The sequence below is a fragment of the Frigoribacterium sp. PhB107 genome, assembly GCF_003751515.1.
In the GTDB taxonomy this organism is placed as follows: Bacteria; Actinomycetota; Actinomycetes; order Actinomycetales; family Microbacteriaceae; genus Frigoribacterium.
In genome coordinates this window covers 427,381-442,175 of record NZ_RJKU01000002.1, presented here as the reverse complement: position 1 = coordinate 442,175, position 14,795 = coordinate 427,381, and the positions used below count along the sequence as shown (strand labels likewise).

At 71.2% G+C, this 14,795-nt stretch carries 16 protein-coding genes; 2 read left to right on the top strand and 14 right to left on the bottom strand.

What is annotated here, in order from left to right:
* Positions 1-18: 18 nt before the first annotated feature.
* On the top strand, positions 19-963 hold the full coding sequence (coaA, locus tag EDF18_RS10300; protein WP_123547713.1) for a type I pantothenate kinase: 945 nt from the start codon (positions 19-21) through the stop codon (positions 961-963).
* 42 nt (positions 964-1,005) lie between these two features.
* On the opposite strand, the gene EDF18_RS10295 is transcribed toward coaA, so the two are convergent.
* From EDF18_RS10295 to infA, 13 genes are all read right to left on the bottom strand, one after another.
* Positions 1,006-2,043 (bottom strand): YdcF family protein, encoded by a 1,038-nt coding sequence (locus tag EDF18_RS10295; RefSeq protein WP_123547712.1) that lies wholly within the window; start codon positions 2,041-2,043, stop codon positions 1,006-1,008.
* 60 nt (positions 2,044-2,103) lie between these two features.
* Positions 2,104-3,465: a phosphoglucosamine mutase gene (glmM, locus tag EDF18_RS10290; protein WP_123547711.1), complete on the bottom strand. Its 1,362-nt coding sequence runs from the start codon at positions 3,463-3,465 to the stop codon at positions 2,104-2,106.
* Positions 3,466-3,488: 23 nt separating this feature from the next.
* Positions 3,489-3,974 carry a 30S ribosomal protein S9 gene (rpsI, locus tag EDF18_RS10285; RefSeq protein ID WP_123547710.1) on the bottom strand — a complete coding sequence of 162 codons (486 nt, stop codon included), beginning with the start codon at positions 3,972-3,974 and terminating at the stop codon, positions 3,489-3,491.
* A 32-nt stretch (positions 3,975-4,006) separates the two neighbouring features.
* Complete coding sequence (rplM, locus tag EDF18_RS10280) at positions 4,007-4,453, bottom strand: 50S ribosomal protein L13 (protein ID WP_123547709.1); 447 nt, start codon at positions 4,451-4,453, stop codon at positions 4,007-4,009.
* A 210-nt stretch (positions 4,454-4,663) separates the two neighbouring features.
* Positions 4,664-5,146 (bottom strand): GNAT family N-acetyltransferase, encoded by a 483-nt coding sequence (locus EDF18_RS10275; protein ID WP_123547708.1) that lies wholly within the window; start codon positions 5,144-5,146, stop codon positions 4,664-4,666.
* Positions 5,143-6,093: a tRNA pseudouridine(38-40) synthase TruA gene (locus EDF18_RS10270; RefSeq protein ID WP_123547707.1), complete on the bottom strand. Its 951-nt coding sequence runs from the start codon at positions 6,091-6,093 to the stop codon at positions 5,143-5,145. The genes EDF18_RS10275 and EDF18_RS10270 overlap by 4 nt, the downstream gene beginning before the upstream one ends.
* 111 nt (positions 6,094-6,204) lie before the next feature.
* Positions 6,205-8,976 (bottom strand): ExeM/NucH family extracellular endonuclease, encoded by a 2,772-nt coding sequence (locus EDF18_RS10265; protein WP_199732416.1) that lies wholly within the window; start codon positions 8,974-8,976, stop codon positions 6,205-6,207.
* Positions 8,977-9,276: 300 nt separating this feature from the next.
* Positions 9,277-9,843 carry a 50S ribosomal protein L17 gene (gene rplQ, locus EDF18_RS10260; RefSeq protein WP_123547706.1) on the bottom strand — a complete coding sequence of 189 codons (567 nt, stop codon included), beginning with the start codon at positions 9,841-9,843 and terminating at the stop codon, positions 9,277-9,279.
* Positions 9,844-9,892: 49 nt separating this feature from the next.
* Positions 9,893-10,885: a DNA-directed RNA polymerase subunit alpha gene (locus EDF18_RS10255; RefSeq protein ID WP_123547705.1), complete on the bottom strand. Its 993-nt coding sequence runs from the start codon at positions 10,883-10,885 to the stop codon at positions 9,893-9,895.
* 188 nt (positions 10,886-11,073) lie between these two features.
* Entirely contained in the window at positions 11,074-11,472 is a 399-nt protein-coding gene (rpsK, locus tag EDF18_RS10250; protein WP_055799944.1) for a 30S ribosomal protein S11, read from the bottom strand.
* A gap of 44 nt (positions 11,473-11,516) precedes the next feature.
* Positions 11,517-11,891 (bottom strand): 30S ribosomal protein S13, encoded by a 375-nt coding sequence (gene rpsM / locus EDF18_RS10245; protein WP_056057338.1) that lies wholly within the window; start codon positions 11,889-11,891, stop codon positions 11,517-11,519.
* Positions 11,892-12,085: 194 nt separating this feature from the next.
* Positions 12,086-12,202 (bottom strand): 50S ribosomal protein L36, encoded by a 117-nt coding sequence (rpmJ, locus tag EDF18_RS10240; protein WP_043593327.1) that lies wholly within the window; start codon positions 12,200-12,202, stop codon positions 12,086-12,088.
* 68 nt (positions 12,203-12,270) lie between these two features.
* Positions 12,271-12,492, bottom strand: a complete 222-nt coding sequence (infA, locus tag EDF18_RS10235; protein ID WP_055857193.1) for a translation initiation factor IF-1 — start codon at positions 12,490-12,492, stop codon at positions 12,271-12,273.
* A 178-nt stretch (positions 12,493-12,670) separates the two neighbouring features.
* Here infA and EDF18_RS10230 point away from each other — a divergent pair, with 178 nt between their 5' ends.
* The gene (locus EDF18_RS10230) at positions 12,671-13,939 is read left to right on the top strand and encodes an LCP family protein (protein WP_123547704.1); all 1,269 of its coding nucleotides are present in this window, start codon (positions 12,671-12,673) and stop codon (positions 13,937-13,939) included.
* A 17-nt stretch (positions 13,940-13,956) separates the two neighbouring features.
* Here EDF18_RS10230 and map read toward each other — a convergent pair whose 3' ends face one another.
* Positions 13,957-14,790, bottom strand: a complete 834-nt coding sequence (gene map / locus EDF18_RS10225; protein WP_123547703.1) for a type I methionyl aminopeptidase — start codon at positions 14,788-14,790, stop codon at positions 13,957-13,959.
* Positions 14,791-14,795: the final 5 nt, after the last annotated feature.

Below are 14,795 nucleotides of genomic sequence, written 5' to 3'. Positions count from 1 at the left end.
CCGGGTAGCCTCGGGCCCATGGCCGACGCGAGCTCCCCGACGACCCACGCGACGCCGTTCGTCGAGATCCACCGCGACGCCTGGGCCGACCTCGCCCCGGCGACGCGCCTCCCGCTCACCGAGACGGAGATCGTGCAGCTCCGCGGCCTCGGCGACCGGCTGGACATGCGCGAGGTGCAGGACGTCTACGTGCCCCTCAGCCGCCTCCTCAACCTCTACGCCGCCGGTGCGCGCAACCTGCACCGGGCCACCAGCGACTTCCTGGGCGAGCGGGCGCAGCGCACCCCGTTCGTGATCGGCGTCGCGGGCTCGGTGGCAGTCGGCAAGTCGACCGTCGCGCGCCTCCTGCGCGAGCTGCTCAGCCGGTGGGACGACACGCCCCGCGTCGAGCTCGTCACCACCGACGGGTTCCTCTACCCGAACGCCGAGCTCGAGCGCCGCGGCATCATGGACCGCAAGGGGTTCCCCGAGTCCTACGACCGCCGGCACCTGCTGCGCTTCGTCTCCCAGGTCAAGAGCGGTGCGGAAGAGGTGCGGGCGCCCTTCTACTCGCACACGAGCTACGACATCATGCCGGGGGCCGAGGTGGTCGTCCGGCGGCCCGACATCCTGATCGTCGAGGGTCTCAACGTGCTGCAGCCCCCCGTCGCGGGGCGGCTCGCGCTGAGTGACCTCTTCGACTTCACCGTCTACGTCGACGCCCGCACCAGCGACATCGAGAGCTGGTTCGTCGACCGGTTCCTCGCGCTGCAGAAGAGCGCCTTCACGCAGGAGCGCTCGTTCTTCCACCGGTTCGCCGACATGGACGAGGCCGAGGCCAGGGCCTTCGCCTCGACCGTGTGGCGCTCGGTCAACGAGCCCAACCTGATCGAGAACGTCCTCCCCACGCGGTCGCGCGCCACCCTGGTGCTCCGCAAGGCGGCCGACCACAAGGTCAGCTCGGTCCTGCTCCGCAAGATCTAGGCCCGAGGAGGCGCGGGCCGGCACCCTGGCCCGCCGCGGTCGTCACACCGGCAGGAACGACACCACGGTCAGCAGCGCGACGAAGGCGACGACGGCGGCGATCGCGACCGCGTTGAGGCGCTTGTGCTCGACCATGATGGCCACGTACTCGCGGAGGAACGCGCTCGGCACGTAATACGCGGCCGTCGGTGAGCCGACCACCTGGGCGTCGCTGCCGACCGCCCTGGCGAGCAGGGCGGCACGGAGCACGTGGTAGTCGTTGGTGACGACGAGCGTGCTGCCCCCGCGACCTGTCGCGTGCTGCACCTCCCGCGAGAGCACGAGGTTCTCGCGAGTGCTCGTGGACGCGGTCTCGGGGTGCACGTCGGCCGGGTCGACGCCCTGGGCCAGCAGGTACTCGGCCATGGCCTCGCCCTCCGGCCGCGGCTCGTCGGACCCCTGCCCGCCGGACGGCACCAGGATCGGCCGTCGCGTCCCGACCGGCACCGACCGGTAGATCGCGAGGGCCCTGTCGAGCCGGCTGCGCAGCAGCGGGGGCACCTCGCCGCGGATGAGCCCGGAGCCGAGCACGACCAGCGCGTCGGGACGGTCCGTGTGGCGGTACCGGCTGTAGACGAGCGAGTAGAGCCCGAAGGCCGCGAAGGTCGCCGCGGCGTAGAGGCAGGCCAGGAAGACGAGGACGCCGAGCGACACCAGCACCGTGACGACGCCCGACGGCAGTGCCGTCCTCGCGGGGAGGAAGACGAGCAGCACGGCGGCGGTCGGCAGGGCGACCAGCGCCAGCCCGGCCAGCAGCGACAGCAGGTTGCCGAGGCTGCGCCCCTCGAGGCGCAGCATCGTGACCCCGTTGGCCACCAGGAACACGGCCAGGACGAGGATCAGGACGCCCGCGAGCCCGAAGCCGAGGACGACGACCAGCTGGAGCAGCGCGCTGGCGGCGGCCAGCTCGAGCACCCCTGCGAGCAGCAGCGCCCCGAGCGCCCCGACGAGGAAGACCCCGTTGCGCAGCCGCCGGGCGTCGCGGCGCCGGCTCACGACGTAGAGGATCGCGAAGACGGCAGCCGGCACGAGGAGGGTCATGCGCCCATCGTGCCCGACCAGCGGCGGCGCGGCACGATGCCCGTGCCGTCCGAGCGGTCGCTAGAGGGCGAGCCGCTCGCGGACGACGTCGGCGAGCGCGTGCGCGACGCGGTCGGCGGTCTCCTGGTCGGCGGCCTCGACCATGACCCGGACGACGGGCTCCGTGCCCGACGGGCGGAGCAGCACGCGACCCGAGTCGCCGAGCTCGCGCTCGAAGGCGGCGACGGCCTCGGCGACGCCCTCGTCGCCCGCCAGGCGCTCACGGTCGACGCCCTTCACGTTGATCAGGATCTGGGGGAAGACCGTCATGACCTGGGCCAGCTCGGCGAGGGTCTTGCCGGTCTCGGCCATGCGCGCCACGAGCGAGAGGCCCGTGAGGATGCCGTCGCCCGTCGTCGCGTAGTCGCTGAAGACGATGTGGCCCGACTGCTCGCCGCCCAACGTGAAGCCGTGCTCGTTCATGTCCTCGAGCACGTACCGGTCGCCGACCCGGGTCTGCCGGACCGTGATGCCGTGGTCGGCCATCGCGCGGATCAGCCCGAGGTTGCTCATGACCGTGGCGACGAGCGTGTCGTGCGCCAGCCTGCCGTGTTCTTTCTGGGCGACGGCGAGGATCGCCATGATCTGGTCGCCGTCGACGACCGCTCCGCTCGCGTCGACCGCGAGGCAGCGGTCGGAGTCGCCGTCGTGGGCGATCCCGATGTCGGCGCCGTGCTCGAGCACGGCGGCGGCGAGGTTGTCGAGGTGCGTCGAGCCGACGCCGTCGTTGATGTTCATGCCGTCGGGGTCGGCCCCGATGAGGGTGATCGTCGCGCCGGCGTCGGTGAAGACCTCGGGCGACACGGCGGACGCGGCGCCGTGGGCGCAGTCGAGCACGACGTGGATGCCGTCAAGCCGGTTCGGCAGGGCGCCCAGGAGATGGAGGACGTAGCGGTCCTCGGCGTCGGCGAAGCGGCGGATGCGACCGACGTCGCCCCCGACCGGCATCAGCTGCGGCTCGCTCATGGCGGCCTCGATGCGGTCCTCCACCTCGTCGGGCAGCTTCGTGCCGCCGAACGCGAAGAATTTGATCCCGTTGTCGGGCGCGGGGTTGTGCGAGGCGCTGATCATGACGCCGAAGTCGGCGCCGATGTCGTCGACGAGGAACGCCGCCGCGGGGGTCGGGATGACCCCGGCGTCGAGCACGTCGACACCGGAGCTGGCCAGGCCCGCCGAGACGGCGGCGGTGATGAACTCCCCCGAGATGCGGGGGTCACGAGCGACGACCGCCACCGGCCGCCGACCCTCGGCACGACGCGCCTCGGCGTGGTGCCCCTTGGTGAGCACCACCGCGCTCGCCTGGGCGAGGCCCAGGGCGAGCGCGGCGGTCAGCTCGCGGTTGGCAAGTCCCCGAACGCCGTCGGTACCGAAGAGTCGCGACATCGCGGACCTGCCCCTCGTGTTTCTTAGCGCTTCGAGAACTGCGAGGCCTTGCGGGCCTTCTTGAGACCGGCCTTCTTGCGCTCGATGACGCGGGCGTCGCGGGTGAGGAAGCCGGCCTTCTTGAGCGTGGCGCGGTTGTTCTCGCGGTCGATCTCGTTCAGCGTGCGGGCGATGGCGAGACGCAGGGCGCCCGCCTGGCCCGAGGGGCCGCCGCCGGTGACCTTGACGGTGACGTCGTAGGCGCCGAGCAGGTCGAGCACCTTGAACGGGTCGTTGATCAGCTGCTGGTGCAGCTTGTTCGGGAAGTACTCCTCGAGGGTGCGTCCGTTGACCACGAAGGTGCCGGTGCCGGGCACGAGGCGAGCACGGGCGATGGCCTCCTTGCGGCGGCCGACGGCCGAGCCGGAGACGTTCAGGACGGCGCGGGGCGTCGCCTGGGCCTCGGGAGCCGAGCTCTCGGTGGTGAAGCTCTCGGGAGCCTGGTCGATGGAATCTGCGATCTGAGCCACTGTGTGGGGGTCCTTAAGTCTGAAGGCGGACGCTACTGGGCGACCTGGTCGAGGGTGTAAACCGTGGGCTGCTGAGCAGCGTGGGGGTGCCCGGCACCCGCGTACACCTTCAGCTTCTTGATCTGGGCACGGCCCAGCGAGTTCTTCGGCAGCATGCCGCGGATGGCCTTCTCGACGGCACGCGTGGGGTGCTTCTCGACCATCTCGGAGTAGGTCGTCGCCGTCAGGCCGCCCGGGTAGCCCGAGTGGCGGTAGTAGAGCTTCTCGGCCAGCTTGGAGCCGGTGAGGGCCACCTTGTCGGCGTTGATGACGATGACGAAGTCGCCCATGTCCATGTGGGGGGCGAAGGTCGCCTTGTGCTTGCCGCGCAGCAGGGCTGCCACGTGCGAGGCCAGACGGCCGAGGACGACGTCGTTCGCGTCGATGATCAGCCACTGCGGCTGGACGTCAGCCGGCTTGGGGGAGAAAGTGCGCGTCACAGTAGTGCTGCTTCCTGGTCGAGGTGAGGTGTCCGTGAATCCCGCTCCGTTGCCGTTGTCGCGACGATGTCGTGAGAACGAGTCAGGTGGAGGGCTCAACTTCGGGCGCCGCGCGCAGTTGCGCAGACACCAAGGGTCGACGATACCGGACACGCCCGGAGGCGTCAAACGGTCGCGCCCGGCCGACCCGACCGGCGGACCGCCCCCTCGTCAGGAGGCGCCGAGCGAGGAGAGCGCGTCGCCGTCGAGCCGGAAGGTGGTCCACTCGTCCATCGACGAGGCGCCGAGCGACCGGTAGAAGCCGATCGAGGGCTCGTTCCAGTCGAGGACCGCCCACTCGACCCTGGCCAGCCCCCTGGCCACCGCCTCCTGCGCCAGCCTCGCCAGCAGGGCCCGGCCGTGGCCGGCGCCCCGGTGCTGCGGCGCGACGTACAGGTCCTCGAGGTGGATGCCGTGGACGCCCTCCCAGGTCGAGAAGGTGAGGAACCAGATCGCGAGGCCCGCCAGCTCGCCCGGCTCGTCGCCGTCGACCACGAAGGCGAAGACGGCGGGCCCCTCGCCGAAGAGCGCGCTCTCGAGGTCGGCCTCGGTCGTCTTGACGGCGTCCGGCTCCTTCTCGTAGACCGCGAGCTCGACGATCAGGCGCAGCAGCTCGGGGACGTCGGACGGGGCAGCGGGGCGGGGAGCGCTCATCCGTCGAGGCTAGCGGCCGACCTCTTCACCTGCGTGAGCACGACGCGTGCCGCGACCTCGTCGTCGGACGGGTAGCCCACCTCGACCATGGTCAGGCCCGTCGCCGGGACCACGCGGAACTCGCCGTTGCGCGCGGCCTCGCGGCGCACGCCGACGGCCCGGTGCTCGGGCATGGCGCCCTCCCCCACCGCGACGCACGCGCCGACGAGGTTGCGCACGAGGTTGTGGCAGAAGGCGTCGGCCTGCACGGTCGCGACGAGCACGCCGTCGGCGTCGCGCCTCCAGGTGAAGTGCTGGAGCTCGCGGATGGTGGTCGCGTAGTCGCGGTGGCGGCAGTAGGCGGCCCAGTCGTGCAGTCCCACGAGGCCCGCAGCCGTCGCGCTCATCAGGTCGAGGTCGAGCAGGTGGTCGTACCAGAGCGTGTGGCTGCGCCTCGTCGGGTCGCGCTCGGCCCCGCGGTCGGCGATGCGGTACTCGTAGCGCCGCCACAACGCGCCGAAGCGCGCGTGGAACCCGGGAGGCGCGAGTCGCGCCCCCGAGACGACGATCTCGTCCGAGGAGCCGGCCAGCCCGTTCAGGCGCCGAGCGAGGACCGTCGGCGCGTCGAGCGGCGACCGGTCGACCATGCCGCGGTGCGGCCGCTGCAGCTGGGCGATCTGCTCGTCCGTCAGGTCGAGGTGCACCACCTGTCCCCGCGCGTGCACGCCGGCGTCCGTGCGGCCGGCGACCGTGACGGTCGGGACGTGCTCGTGCCGGCCGAAGAGCGTGCGGAGCGCCGCCTCCATCTCGCCCTGCACCGTGCGCCGGCCGGGCTGCTCGCTCCAGCCCGAGAACGCGGTGCCGTCGTAGGCCACCGTCAGCCGCACCCGGGTGAGGCCCGCCTGCACGAAGGCCGGGTCGTCGAGGGCCGGGGCTGCAGGAGGGGCGTCGCTCGTCACGCCGTCCATGCTACGGGCGACGCGAGGGGCGGACGGGCTCGTGCCCGTCCGCCCCTCGGGCCTCCTCGCGCAGCCGCCCCGCGCGCGCCGGCTGGCTCAGCGAGTCAGCGACTCGGCGACTCAGCGCCAGCGCCACCCGAACAGCTTCGTCAGCCACGACACCACGGCGGTGACGACGGCGACGATGACCTGCACCACGGGCGGCAGCGGGTGCGCGCCCCCGCCGTGCCCGGGGTCGGACGGGTCCGTGGGGCCTGTGCCCGGGTCCGTCGGGTCCGTCGGGTCCGTCGGGTCCGTCGGGTCGGTCGGGTCGGTCGGGTCGGTCGGGTCCTCGTCGGCGACGAGGGAGAGGCCCACGTGGACGGGGTCGTGGTCGCTCGCACGGAACGGCCCCTCCTCGAACAGCGGGACGGCGTTGTAGTTGTAGCGGCTGTACTCGAGCCCCACCGACTCTCCCGAGTTGATGTTCCAGATGTCCACCGCGGTGACGGCCTCGGCCGCGGCCGGCGAGGCGAGCACGTGGTCGAGCGAGCCGCTGAGGCCGCCGAAGACGTAGCTGTACTCGTCGGTCTCGGTCGAGCCGAGGTCGGCGTAGCCCGCGTCGCGGAGCACCTCGATCGGGTCCTCCTGCGAGTAGGCGTTGAAGTCGCCGAGCAGGAACGCCAGGTCCGTGCCCGCCGCCTGCTGCACGCGCTCGGAGAAGGCGACCAGCGCCTCCGCCTGGTTGACGCGCGAGGCGTTGGAGGCGCCCTGGCCGTCACCGAGGTCCGCGTCGGCACCCGATCCGCTCCCCTTCGACTTGAAGTGGTTCGCGATCGCGACGAACGTGGCGTCGTCGGAGTCGGCCGCGGCGACAGGGCGGAACGCCTGGGCGAGCGGCTGACGCGCGTTGCTGAAGGCCGGGGCGTCGGTGAGGATCGTCGACCCACCGACCGTCTCGACCGTGCCGGCCTTGTAGATGAAGGCGAGGCGGATGACGTCCTCGTTCGACGGCACCGTCGCGGGCGAGGGGACGTAGCTCCACTCGTCGGCGCCGAGGTCGGCGTTGAGGGCGTCGACCAGGGTCGACACGGCCGCGTCGCGGTCCTGTCCGAAGCGGGCCGAGTTCTCGATCTCCTCGAGCGAGACGACGTCGGCGTCGAGGCCGTTGATCGCCGAGACGATCTTCGACTGCTGACGCTCGAAGCTCTCCTGCGTGGCGGCGCCTCGGGCGTCGCAGCCGCTGTTCACCGTGAGCGGCACCCCGGCGCGGTCACGGTAGTAGGTGCAGCCGGAGAGCTGGTCGCCCGTCGTCGGGAAGTAGTTCAGCACGTTGAAGCTGGCGATCGACACGTCGCCGCCGACGTCGCGGGGGGCCGACTCGCGCACGACGCCGAACGAGGCCGGCAGCTCGGCGACGGGGGTGTCGCCGGTCACGCGGCCGGTGGGCTGGAGCTTCCAGGTGCCGTTGCGGAAGTCCACCACGACGGGCTCCGCGAAGGTGACCGGGGCGCCGACCGTGACCGGCGTCTCGGGCGAGAGCCACGGCAGCGGGATCGACTGGTTGGCCGCGGTGAAGAAGTTCACGCTCGAGCCGTCGTCGAGCGTGACGGCACGGGCGGCGTTGTCCGCGGCGACGGCTGCCGCCTCGGCGCTGCCGGGACGGCCCACCTCGGTCGGCTGCAGGAGCGGGCCGGTGCCTGCCGCCAGCGCGACCTCACCGTACTGGTTCGTCGTGTAGACGTCGGAGACCGTGAAGTCGCCCTGCGGTGCGATGAGCATGCTCTCGAGCGACTCGCGCTGGGGATCCGTCGTGGGCCAGGCGACAGCCGCCGCCCGGGGGGCCTCGACGGTGCTCGCGTCGAGCTGCACCAGGCCGGAGGCGTCGGCGACCGTCAGCTCGGTCAGGCCGTAGTACTCGGTGACCTCGCCGGTGAGCTCGACGTGGTCGCCGACCGACACCGAGGAGGCGGTGGCCGAGCTGAAGACGAAGACCGCGTCGGACGCGGCGTGCGTCGCGAGGTCGAGCGCACCTCCGGTGCCCGGCGTCTGCACGACGTAGCCGTCGAGGCCGCCCGTCGGGTAGGTCGCCGTGACGACGCCGCGCGTCCTCACGACCTGCCCGGCGAGGGGGCTGGCGTCGCCTGTGCCCTGGATCTCGGCGATGGTCGCCTCGACCGCGGGCGCGGGCGGCTCGGTGGGCTCGGGGTCGGTGGGCTCCTCGGGGTCGGCGGGGGCGCCTCCTGCGCTGTTCACGGGCGTGACGACGTCGCTGACCGTGAAGTCGGCCGCGTTGTCGTCGGTGTCGACATGGTCGGTGCGCACCAGCGAGTTGGGGACGGAGTTCGAGCCGGACGTCGCGGCGACGGCGGTCTCGGAGGTGTTGGACGTGCCGTAGCCCAGCAGGTCGACGACGCCGTCGACCCCGACGGACGACGCGCCGACGGGGAGCGTCACCGCCGTGGCCCGGTCGGCGAGCACGAGGGTGCCCGTCGTGCCGCTGGGGTTCAGCCCGAGCACGGCGTCGGCCTGGGGCAGGGCCGCCCCGGCCGTGCCGTTGCTGCCGAGCTGCACGAGGAAGCTGCCGCCCGCGGGAACGGTGCCGGCGAGGGCGCCGACCCCCGAGACGGCCGACGAGGTCGCTGCCCGGTACTGGAGCGACCAGCCGGCCAGGGAGACGGCGGCGTCGGTCGGGTTGTACAGCTCGACGAACTTGTTCGTGAAGGGCGCGTTCGCGCTGCCGCCCTTCAGGTAGGCCTCGTCGATGACGAGGCCCGAGCCGTCCACGGCGGCGGTGCCGAGGGAGGGCGAGGAGAGGGCGGCTGTGGCGGGCACCAGCGGCGCGAGGCCGAGTGCGACGCCGAGACCGGTCGCGAGCGCGACCGTCCTGACGGTACGGGGTCGGGGGTGCATGACGTCCTTCGTGACGGTTCGGGCCCGCTGATCCGGCGGGACACCGTCACGCTACGGGGCCTCGAGGGCCTGCAGGTTTCGAGCAGGTGAACGACACCCGTTCGGGGGACGCCGCGTGTCGGCATGATCACCTACACGACGGTCGTCGCGTAGGCGGAGGCCCGTCGCCAGCTGTCCCGCCCCGCGTCGCCTCGCCCCGCACCGCCTCGCCCCGCCTCGCCCAGCCCCGCCCCGCCCCGCCCCGACGACGGAGGGCCCGTCACCTCGCGGTGACGGGCCCTCTGCCGGTGGTGCTCGTGACTACTTGTCGTCCGACTTCACGTCGTCCGACTTCGCGGCGGCGTCGGTCTCGACCTCGTCGGCGGCAGCCGTCTCGGTCTCGGCCTCGACGAGCGCGCTCTGCTCGACCGTCTCGGTCTCGTCGACGGGGGCCTCGGCAGGCTCCTCGACGGGCGCGGCGGCCGGCGTGGACTTCGAGCTCGACGACGACTTGACCTTGGGGGTGACGGGCTCGAGCACGAGCTCGATCGACACCATCGAGGCGTTGTCGCCCTTGCGGAAGCCGAGCTTCGTGATGCGGGTGTAGCCGCCCTCACGGTTCTCGACGAGCGGCGCGATCTCGGTGAAGAGGATGTGCGCGGCGTCCTTGTTGTTGCGCAGCGTCTGCATCGCGCGACGACGCGACGCGAGGTCGCCCCGCTTCGCGAAGGTGACGAGGCGCTCGGCGACGGGACGGAGGCGCTTGGCCTTCGTCTCGGTCGTCTTGATGCTCTTGTGCTCGAAGAGCGATGCGGCGAGGTTCGCGAGCATCAGACGCTCGTGAGCCGGGCCGCCTCCGAGGCGGGGACCCTTGGTGGGCTTGGGCATGATCGTTGGTTCCTAGCTGTCGAAGATGGGGGGCGTCGGGAGACGAGACCTAGTTGGTCTCTTCCTCGTCGTAGCCGCTGTAGAAGTGGGCTCCGTCGAACCCGGGGACCGTGTCCTTGAGCGAGAGACCCAGCTCGACGAGCTTGTCCTTCACCTCGTCGACCGACTTCTGACCGAAGTTGCGGATGTTCATGAGCTGCGTCTCCGAGAGGGCGACGAGCTCGGACACCGTGTTGATGCCCTCGCGCTTCAGGCAGTTGTAGCTGCGCACCGACAGGTCGAGATCCTCGATCGGCGTCTGCAGCTCGCTGGAGAGGACGGCGTCGACCGGCGCGGGGCCGATCTCGATGCCCTCGGCAGCGGTGTTGAGCTCGCGCGCCAGGCCGAACAGCTCGGTCAGCGTGCGACCGGCCGACGCGATGGCGTCGCGCGGCGTGATGGCCGGCTTCGTCTCGACGTCGACGACGAGGCGGTCGAAGTCGGTGCGCTCACCGGCACGAGTCGCCTCGACGCGGTACGTGACCTTGAGGACGGGCGAGTAGATCGAGTCGATCGGGATCTGACCGGCCTCGCTGAACTCGGCGCGGTTCTGCACGGCCGAGACGTAGCCGCGGCCACGCTCGATCGTCAGCTCGAGCTCGAACTTCGCCTTGTCGTTGAGCGTGGCGATGACGAGCTCGGGGTTGTGGATCTCGACGCCGGCCGGAGCCGAGATGTCGGCGGCCGTGACCTGGCCCGCGCCCTGCTTGCGCAGGTAGGCCGTGATGGGCTCGTCGTGCTCGCTCGAGACGACGAGCTGCTTGATGTTGAGGATGACCTCGGTCACGTCCTCCTTCACGCCGGGGACGGTCGTGAACTCGTGCAGCACGCCGTCGATCCGGATGCTGGTGACGGCCGCGCCGGGGATCGACGACAGGAGCGTGCGACGCAGCGAGTTGCCGAGGGTGTAGCCGAAGCCGGGCTCGAGGGGCTCGATCGCGAAACGCGAGCGGAACTCCGAGATGTTCTCCTCGGTGAGGGTGGGGCGCTGTGCAATGAGCACTGTGGGTTCCTTTCGGCGGAGAGTCCGCTATATGACTCTCGGCGGTACGACAGGGTGGCTGGCCCGTCGGTCTCTTGAGTTGTGGGCGCCCCGTGCGAGGGACGCAGGAGGCGGTGGTGACGCGGTCGAGCCCGCCGCGCCTCCTCGCCCCACGAGGGGAGGAGGAGGCACGACGGGCGGCAACTCAGTTAGACGCGACGACGCTTCGGCGGGCGGCAGCCGTTGTGCGCCTGCGGGGTGACGTCGTTGATCGAGCCGACCTCGAGGCCTGCGGCCTGGAGCGAGCGGATCGCGGTCTCGCGACCCGAGCCCGGGCCCTTGACGAAGACGTCGACCTTCTTGACGCCGTGCTCCTGCGCCTGACGCGCAGCCGACTCGGCCGCGAGCTGCGCGGCGAACGGGGTCGACTTGCGCGAGCCCTTGAAGCCGACGGCGCCGGACGAAGCCCAGCTCAGCACGGCACCCGAGGGATCGGTGATCGACACGATGGTGTTGTTGAACGTGCTCTTGATGTGGGCCTGGCCCACGGCGACGTTCTTCTTCTCTTTGCGGCGGGGCTTGCGCGCGGCCGACTTCGGTGCTGCCATTTTGATCTCCTACGAACCTAGAGGCGTACGGCGGGAGCCGGGGCCTAGCGAGCCTTCTTCTTGCCGGCGACGGTGCGCTTCGGGCCCTTGCGGGTACGCGCGTTCGTCTTGGTGCGCTGGCCGCGCACAGGCAGGCCGCGGCGGTGGCGGATGCCCTCGTAGCTGCCGATCTCGACCTTGCGGCGGATGTCGGCGGCGACCTCACGGCGGAGGTCGCCCTCTACCTTGAAGTTGCCCTCGATGTGGTCGCGGAGCAGGACGAGCTGGTCGTCCGTGAGGTCCTTGACGCGGATGTTGCCGTCGATCTCGGTCTCGGCGAGAGTCTTGAGCGCGCGGGTGCGGCCGACTCCGTAGATGTAGGTCAGTGCGACTTCGACGCGCTTGTCACGCGGGATGTCAACGCCTGCTAGACGTGCCATGGTGGCTTCTCCTCAGAGAGTGGTGGAGGTGTGACGCAGCACCGGTGCCCGGGCCTCCGCCCGGGGTGTCCCCCGCCGGCCGCCGCGCGGGGCGACGTGTCGACGAGTTCTGGTGCTGCTCGTGGGGTGGTGCTGTGGGGCTCGAGAGCCCCGGCTGCTGCTGACCGCTGTCGCGGTCGGAGCGTGGCCGCTGACTAGCCCTGACGCTGCTTGTGACGCGGGTTGCTCTTGCAGATGACCATGACGTTGCCCTTGCGGCGGATCACCTTGCAGTGCTCGCAGATGGGCTTGACGCTGGGGTTGACCTTCATCGTTGTTTCCTTGATCTCGCTGGCTTCGTGCCCCGCGGGTGCGCGGGGCCGTTCCTTTCCAGCACGCCCTACTTGTAGCGGTAGACGATCCGGCCGCGGGTCAGGTCGTAGGGGCTCAGCTCGACGATCACACGGTCTTCGGGGAGGATGCGGATGTAGTGCTGACGCATCTTTCCCGAGATGTGGGCGAGAACCTTGTGACCGTTGGTCAGCTCGACGCGGAACATCGCGTTGGGCAGAGCTTCGATCACAGCTCCTTCGATTTCGATGACACCGTCTTTTTTGGCCATGGACTCACAGTCGCTCAGAGTTGGGGGTGTTGGTCGTGCGGGCAGTCGGCGCCCCGGGCACACAGATGTGACCTGGGAACACCAAAGATCGATCCTAGGTGATGCCGCTACACTTCAGCAACCCGCCCGTCGACCCGACACGCCGAGTCGACGACGAGACGCCGACCAGGAGCTCCGCATGCCCCAGCAGACACGCACGCCCGGCCGCCGAGGGGCCGCCCGTCACGGTCGCCTCCGACGGCGAGGGCCGTTCCGGGCCTTGGTGACCCTCGTGGCCAGCGCACTGGCCGTGCTGCTCGTGAGCGGCGCCTCCTTGGCCGCCATCACCGCCCAGCAGCTCACCTCGTCGGTGACGTCGGTCGCCCTGGACAACGAGACGGCCGCCCCGAAGGAGATCTCGGCGATCCCCGGCGGCGCGAACATCCTCCTGATCGGCAGCGACCAGCGTGATCCCGGCAGCGCGGTGGACGCCGGCGTGGTCGACGGGGTGCGGAACGACGTCAACATCCTCGTGCACCTGTCCGAGGACCAGACCCAGCTCACGGCCGTCAGCTTCCCGCGCGACCTGATGATCGACCGTCCCGCGTGCACCGGCGACGACGGGGCGGCGCATCCGGCCGCCACGTACCAGCAGTTCAACACCCTCTACGGCGACGGCGGCATCAGCTGCACGGTCGCCGCCGTCGAGAGCATGACGGGGCTCAGCGTCTACTACGCGGGCATGATCACCTTCGACGGCGTCATCGAGATGTCGAACGCCCTGGGCGGGGTCGACGTCTGCGTCACGCAGCGGATCCGCGACACCGACACCGGGCTCGACCTCTCGGCCGGCACCCACTCCCTGCAGGGCAAGGACGCCCTCGAGTTCCTCCGCACGCGCCACGGCGTCGGCGACGGGAGCGACCTCGCCCGCATCAGCTCGCAGCAGGTGTTCCTGTCGTCGATGATGCGCACGATCATCTCCGGCGGCACGCTCGGCAGCCCGACGACGCTCTACAAGCTGGCCTCGGCGGCGCTCGGCAACATGACCCTCTCGTCGTCCCTGAGCTCGCCCGACACGCTGGTGTCGCTCGCGCTCGCGCTGAGGAACCTGACCCCGGCCGACATCGTGTTCGTGCAGTACCCGGTGGTCGACGACCCCGACCAGGCCGGTCGGGTGATCCCCGCCGAGTCGGACGCCGCGGTGCTCGAGGCGGCGCTGCAGGCCGACCAGAAGTTCACGCTCGGCGATGAGGCGGTGGGCCGAGGCTCCACCGTGGACGAGTCGGCCGCGCCCGCACCTGCGCCCGAGACGCCCGCGCCTGCAGCCACCGGGACGACCGGTGCCGACGATGCGGGGACCACAGCGCCGGCCGAGCCGGCACCGGTCACGACGACCCTGCCGTCGACGATCACGGGCCAGACGGCCGCAGAGGCGACCTGCTCGGTCGGGTCCTCGCGGGGCTGAGCTGGCCGGACGAGGCCTCAGGCGACGGGGACGGGCCGGACGCCGAGCGCGGCGAGGCCGGCTGCTCCCCCGTCGTGGGCCGTCGTGACCCAGATGCCGCCTTCGTGGACAGCCACCGAGTGCTCCCAGTGCGCAGCGTCCGAGCCGTCGACGGTGGTCACGGTCCAGTCGTCGTCCTGGGTGACCGTGTCGCCGCCTCCTCGCGTGACCATGGGCTCGATGGCGACGACGAGGCCGGGCCGCACCGCGGGGCCGTGGCCCTTGATCCGGTAGTTGAAGACGGGCGGCTCCTCGTGCATCGACCGGCCGATGCCGTGGCCCGTGTAGTCCTCGACGATGCCGAACTCGCCCCGGGACTCCACGTGGTCCTCGACGGCGTCGCCGACCTCGTTCAGATGGCGGGCCACGGCCAGGGCCGCGATGCCGCGCCAGAGCGCCTCCTCGGTGACCTCGGCGAGGAGCCGACGCTCGGCCACGAGCTCGGGGCGCGACGGGTCGTCGAGGACGAAGGTCCGAGCGCTGTCGCCGTTCCAGCCGTCGACCTCGGCGCCGCAGTCGACGGAGACGATGTCACCTGCCCGCAGGACGCGGTCGCCGGGGATGCCGTGGACGACCTCCTCGTTGACGGAGGCGCAGATCGTGTGCCGGTAGCCCGGCACGAGCATGAAGTTGGGCACGCCGCCGCCTTCGCGGATCGTGCGCTCTGCCACGGCGTCGAGCTCACCGGTGGTGACCCCGGGCCGGATGACGGCAGCGACGGCGTCCAGCGCCTCCGCAGTCAGGACGCCAGGGCGCACCATGAGCCGGAGCTCGTCGGGGGTCTTGTAGATCCCGGGCTTGCGGAACGCCACGTCGG

What these genes read in the sequence shown, in the direction of transcription:
- coaA (WP_123547713.1), top strand. Translation starts at nt 19, where the DNA reads ATGGCCGACGCGAGCTCCCCGACGACCCACGCGACGCCGTTCGTCGAG.
- EDF18_RS10295 (WP_123547712.1), bottom strand. Translation starts at nt 2,043, where the DNA reads ATGACCCTCCTCGTGCCGGCTGCCGTCTTCGCGATCCTCTACGTCGTG.
- glmM (WP_123547711.1), bottom strand. Translation starts at nt 3,465, where the DNA reads ATGTCGCGACTCTTCGGTACCGACGGCGTTCGGGGACTTGCCAACCGC.
- EDF18_RS10275 (WP_123547708.1), bottom strand. Translation starts at nt 5,146, where the DNA reads ATGAGCGCTCCCCGCCCCGCTGCCCCGTCCGACGTCCCCGAGCTGCTG.
- EDF18_RS10270 (WP_123547707.1), bottom strand. Translation starts at nt 6,093, where the DNA reads ATGGACGGCGTGACGAGCGACGCCCCTCCTGCAGCCCCGGCCCTCGAC.
- EDF18_RS10265 (WP_199732416.1), bottom strand. Translation starts at nt 8,976, where the DNA reads ATGCACCCCCGACCCCGTACCGTCAGGACGGTCGCGCTCGCGACCGGT.
- rplQ (WP_123547706.1), bottom strand. Translation starts at nt 9,843, where the DNA reads ATGCCCAAGCCCACCAAGGGTCCCCGCCTCGGAGGCGGCCCGGCTCAC.
- rpsK (WP_055799944.1), bottom strand. Translation starts at nt 11,472, where the DNA reads ATGGCAGCACCGAAGTCGGCCGCGCGCAAGCCCCGCCGCAAAGAGAAG.
- rpsM (WP_056057338.1), bottom strand. Translation starts at nt 11,891, where the DNA reads ATGGCACGTCTAGCAGGCGTTGACATCCCGCGTGACAAGCGCGTCGAA.
- rpmJ (WP_043593327.1), bottom strand. Translation starts at nt 12,202, where the DNA reads ATGAAGGTCAACCCCAGCGTCAAGCCCATCTGCGAGCACTGCAAGGTG.
- infA (WP_055857193.1), bottom strand. Translation starts at nt 12,492, where the DNA reads ATGGCCAAAAAAGACGGTGTCATCGAAATCGAAGGAGCTGTGATCGAA.
- EDF18_RS10230 (WP_123547704.1), top strand. Translation starts at nt 12,671, where the DNA reads ATGCCCCAGCAGACACGCACGCCCGGCCGCCGAGGGGCCGCCCGTCAC.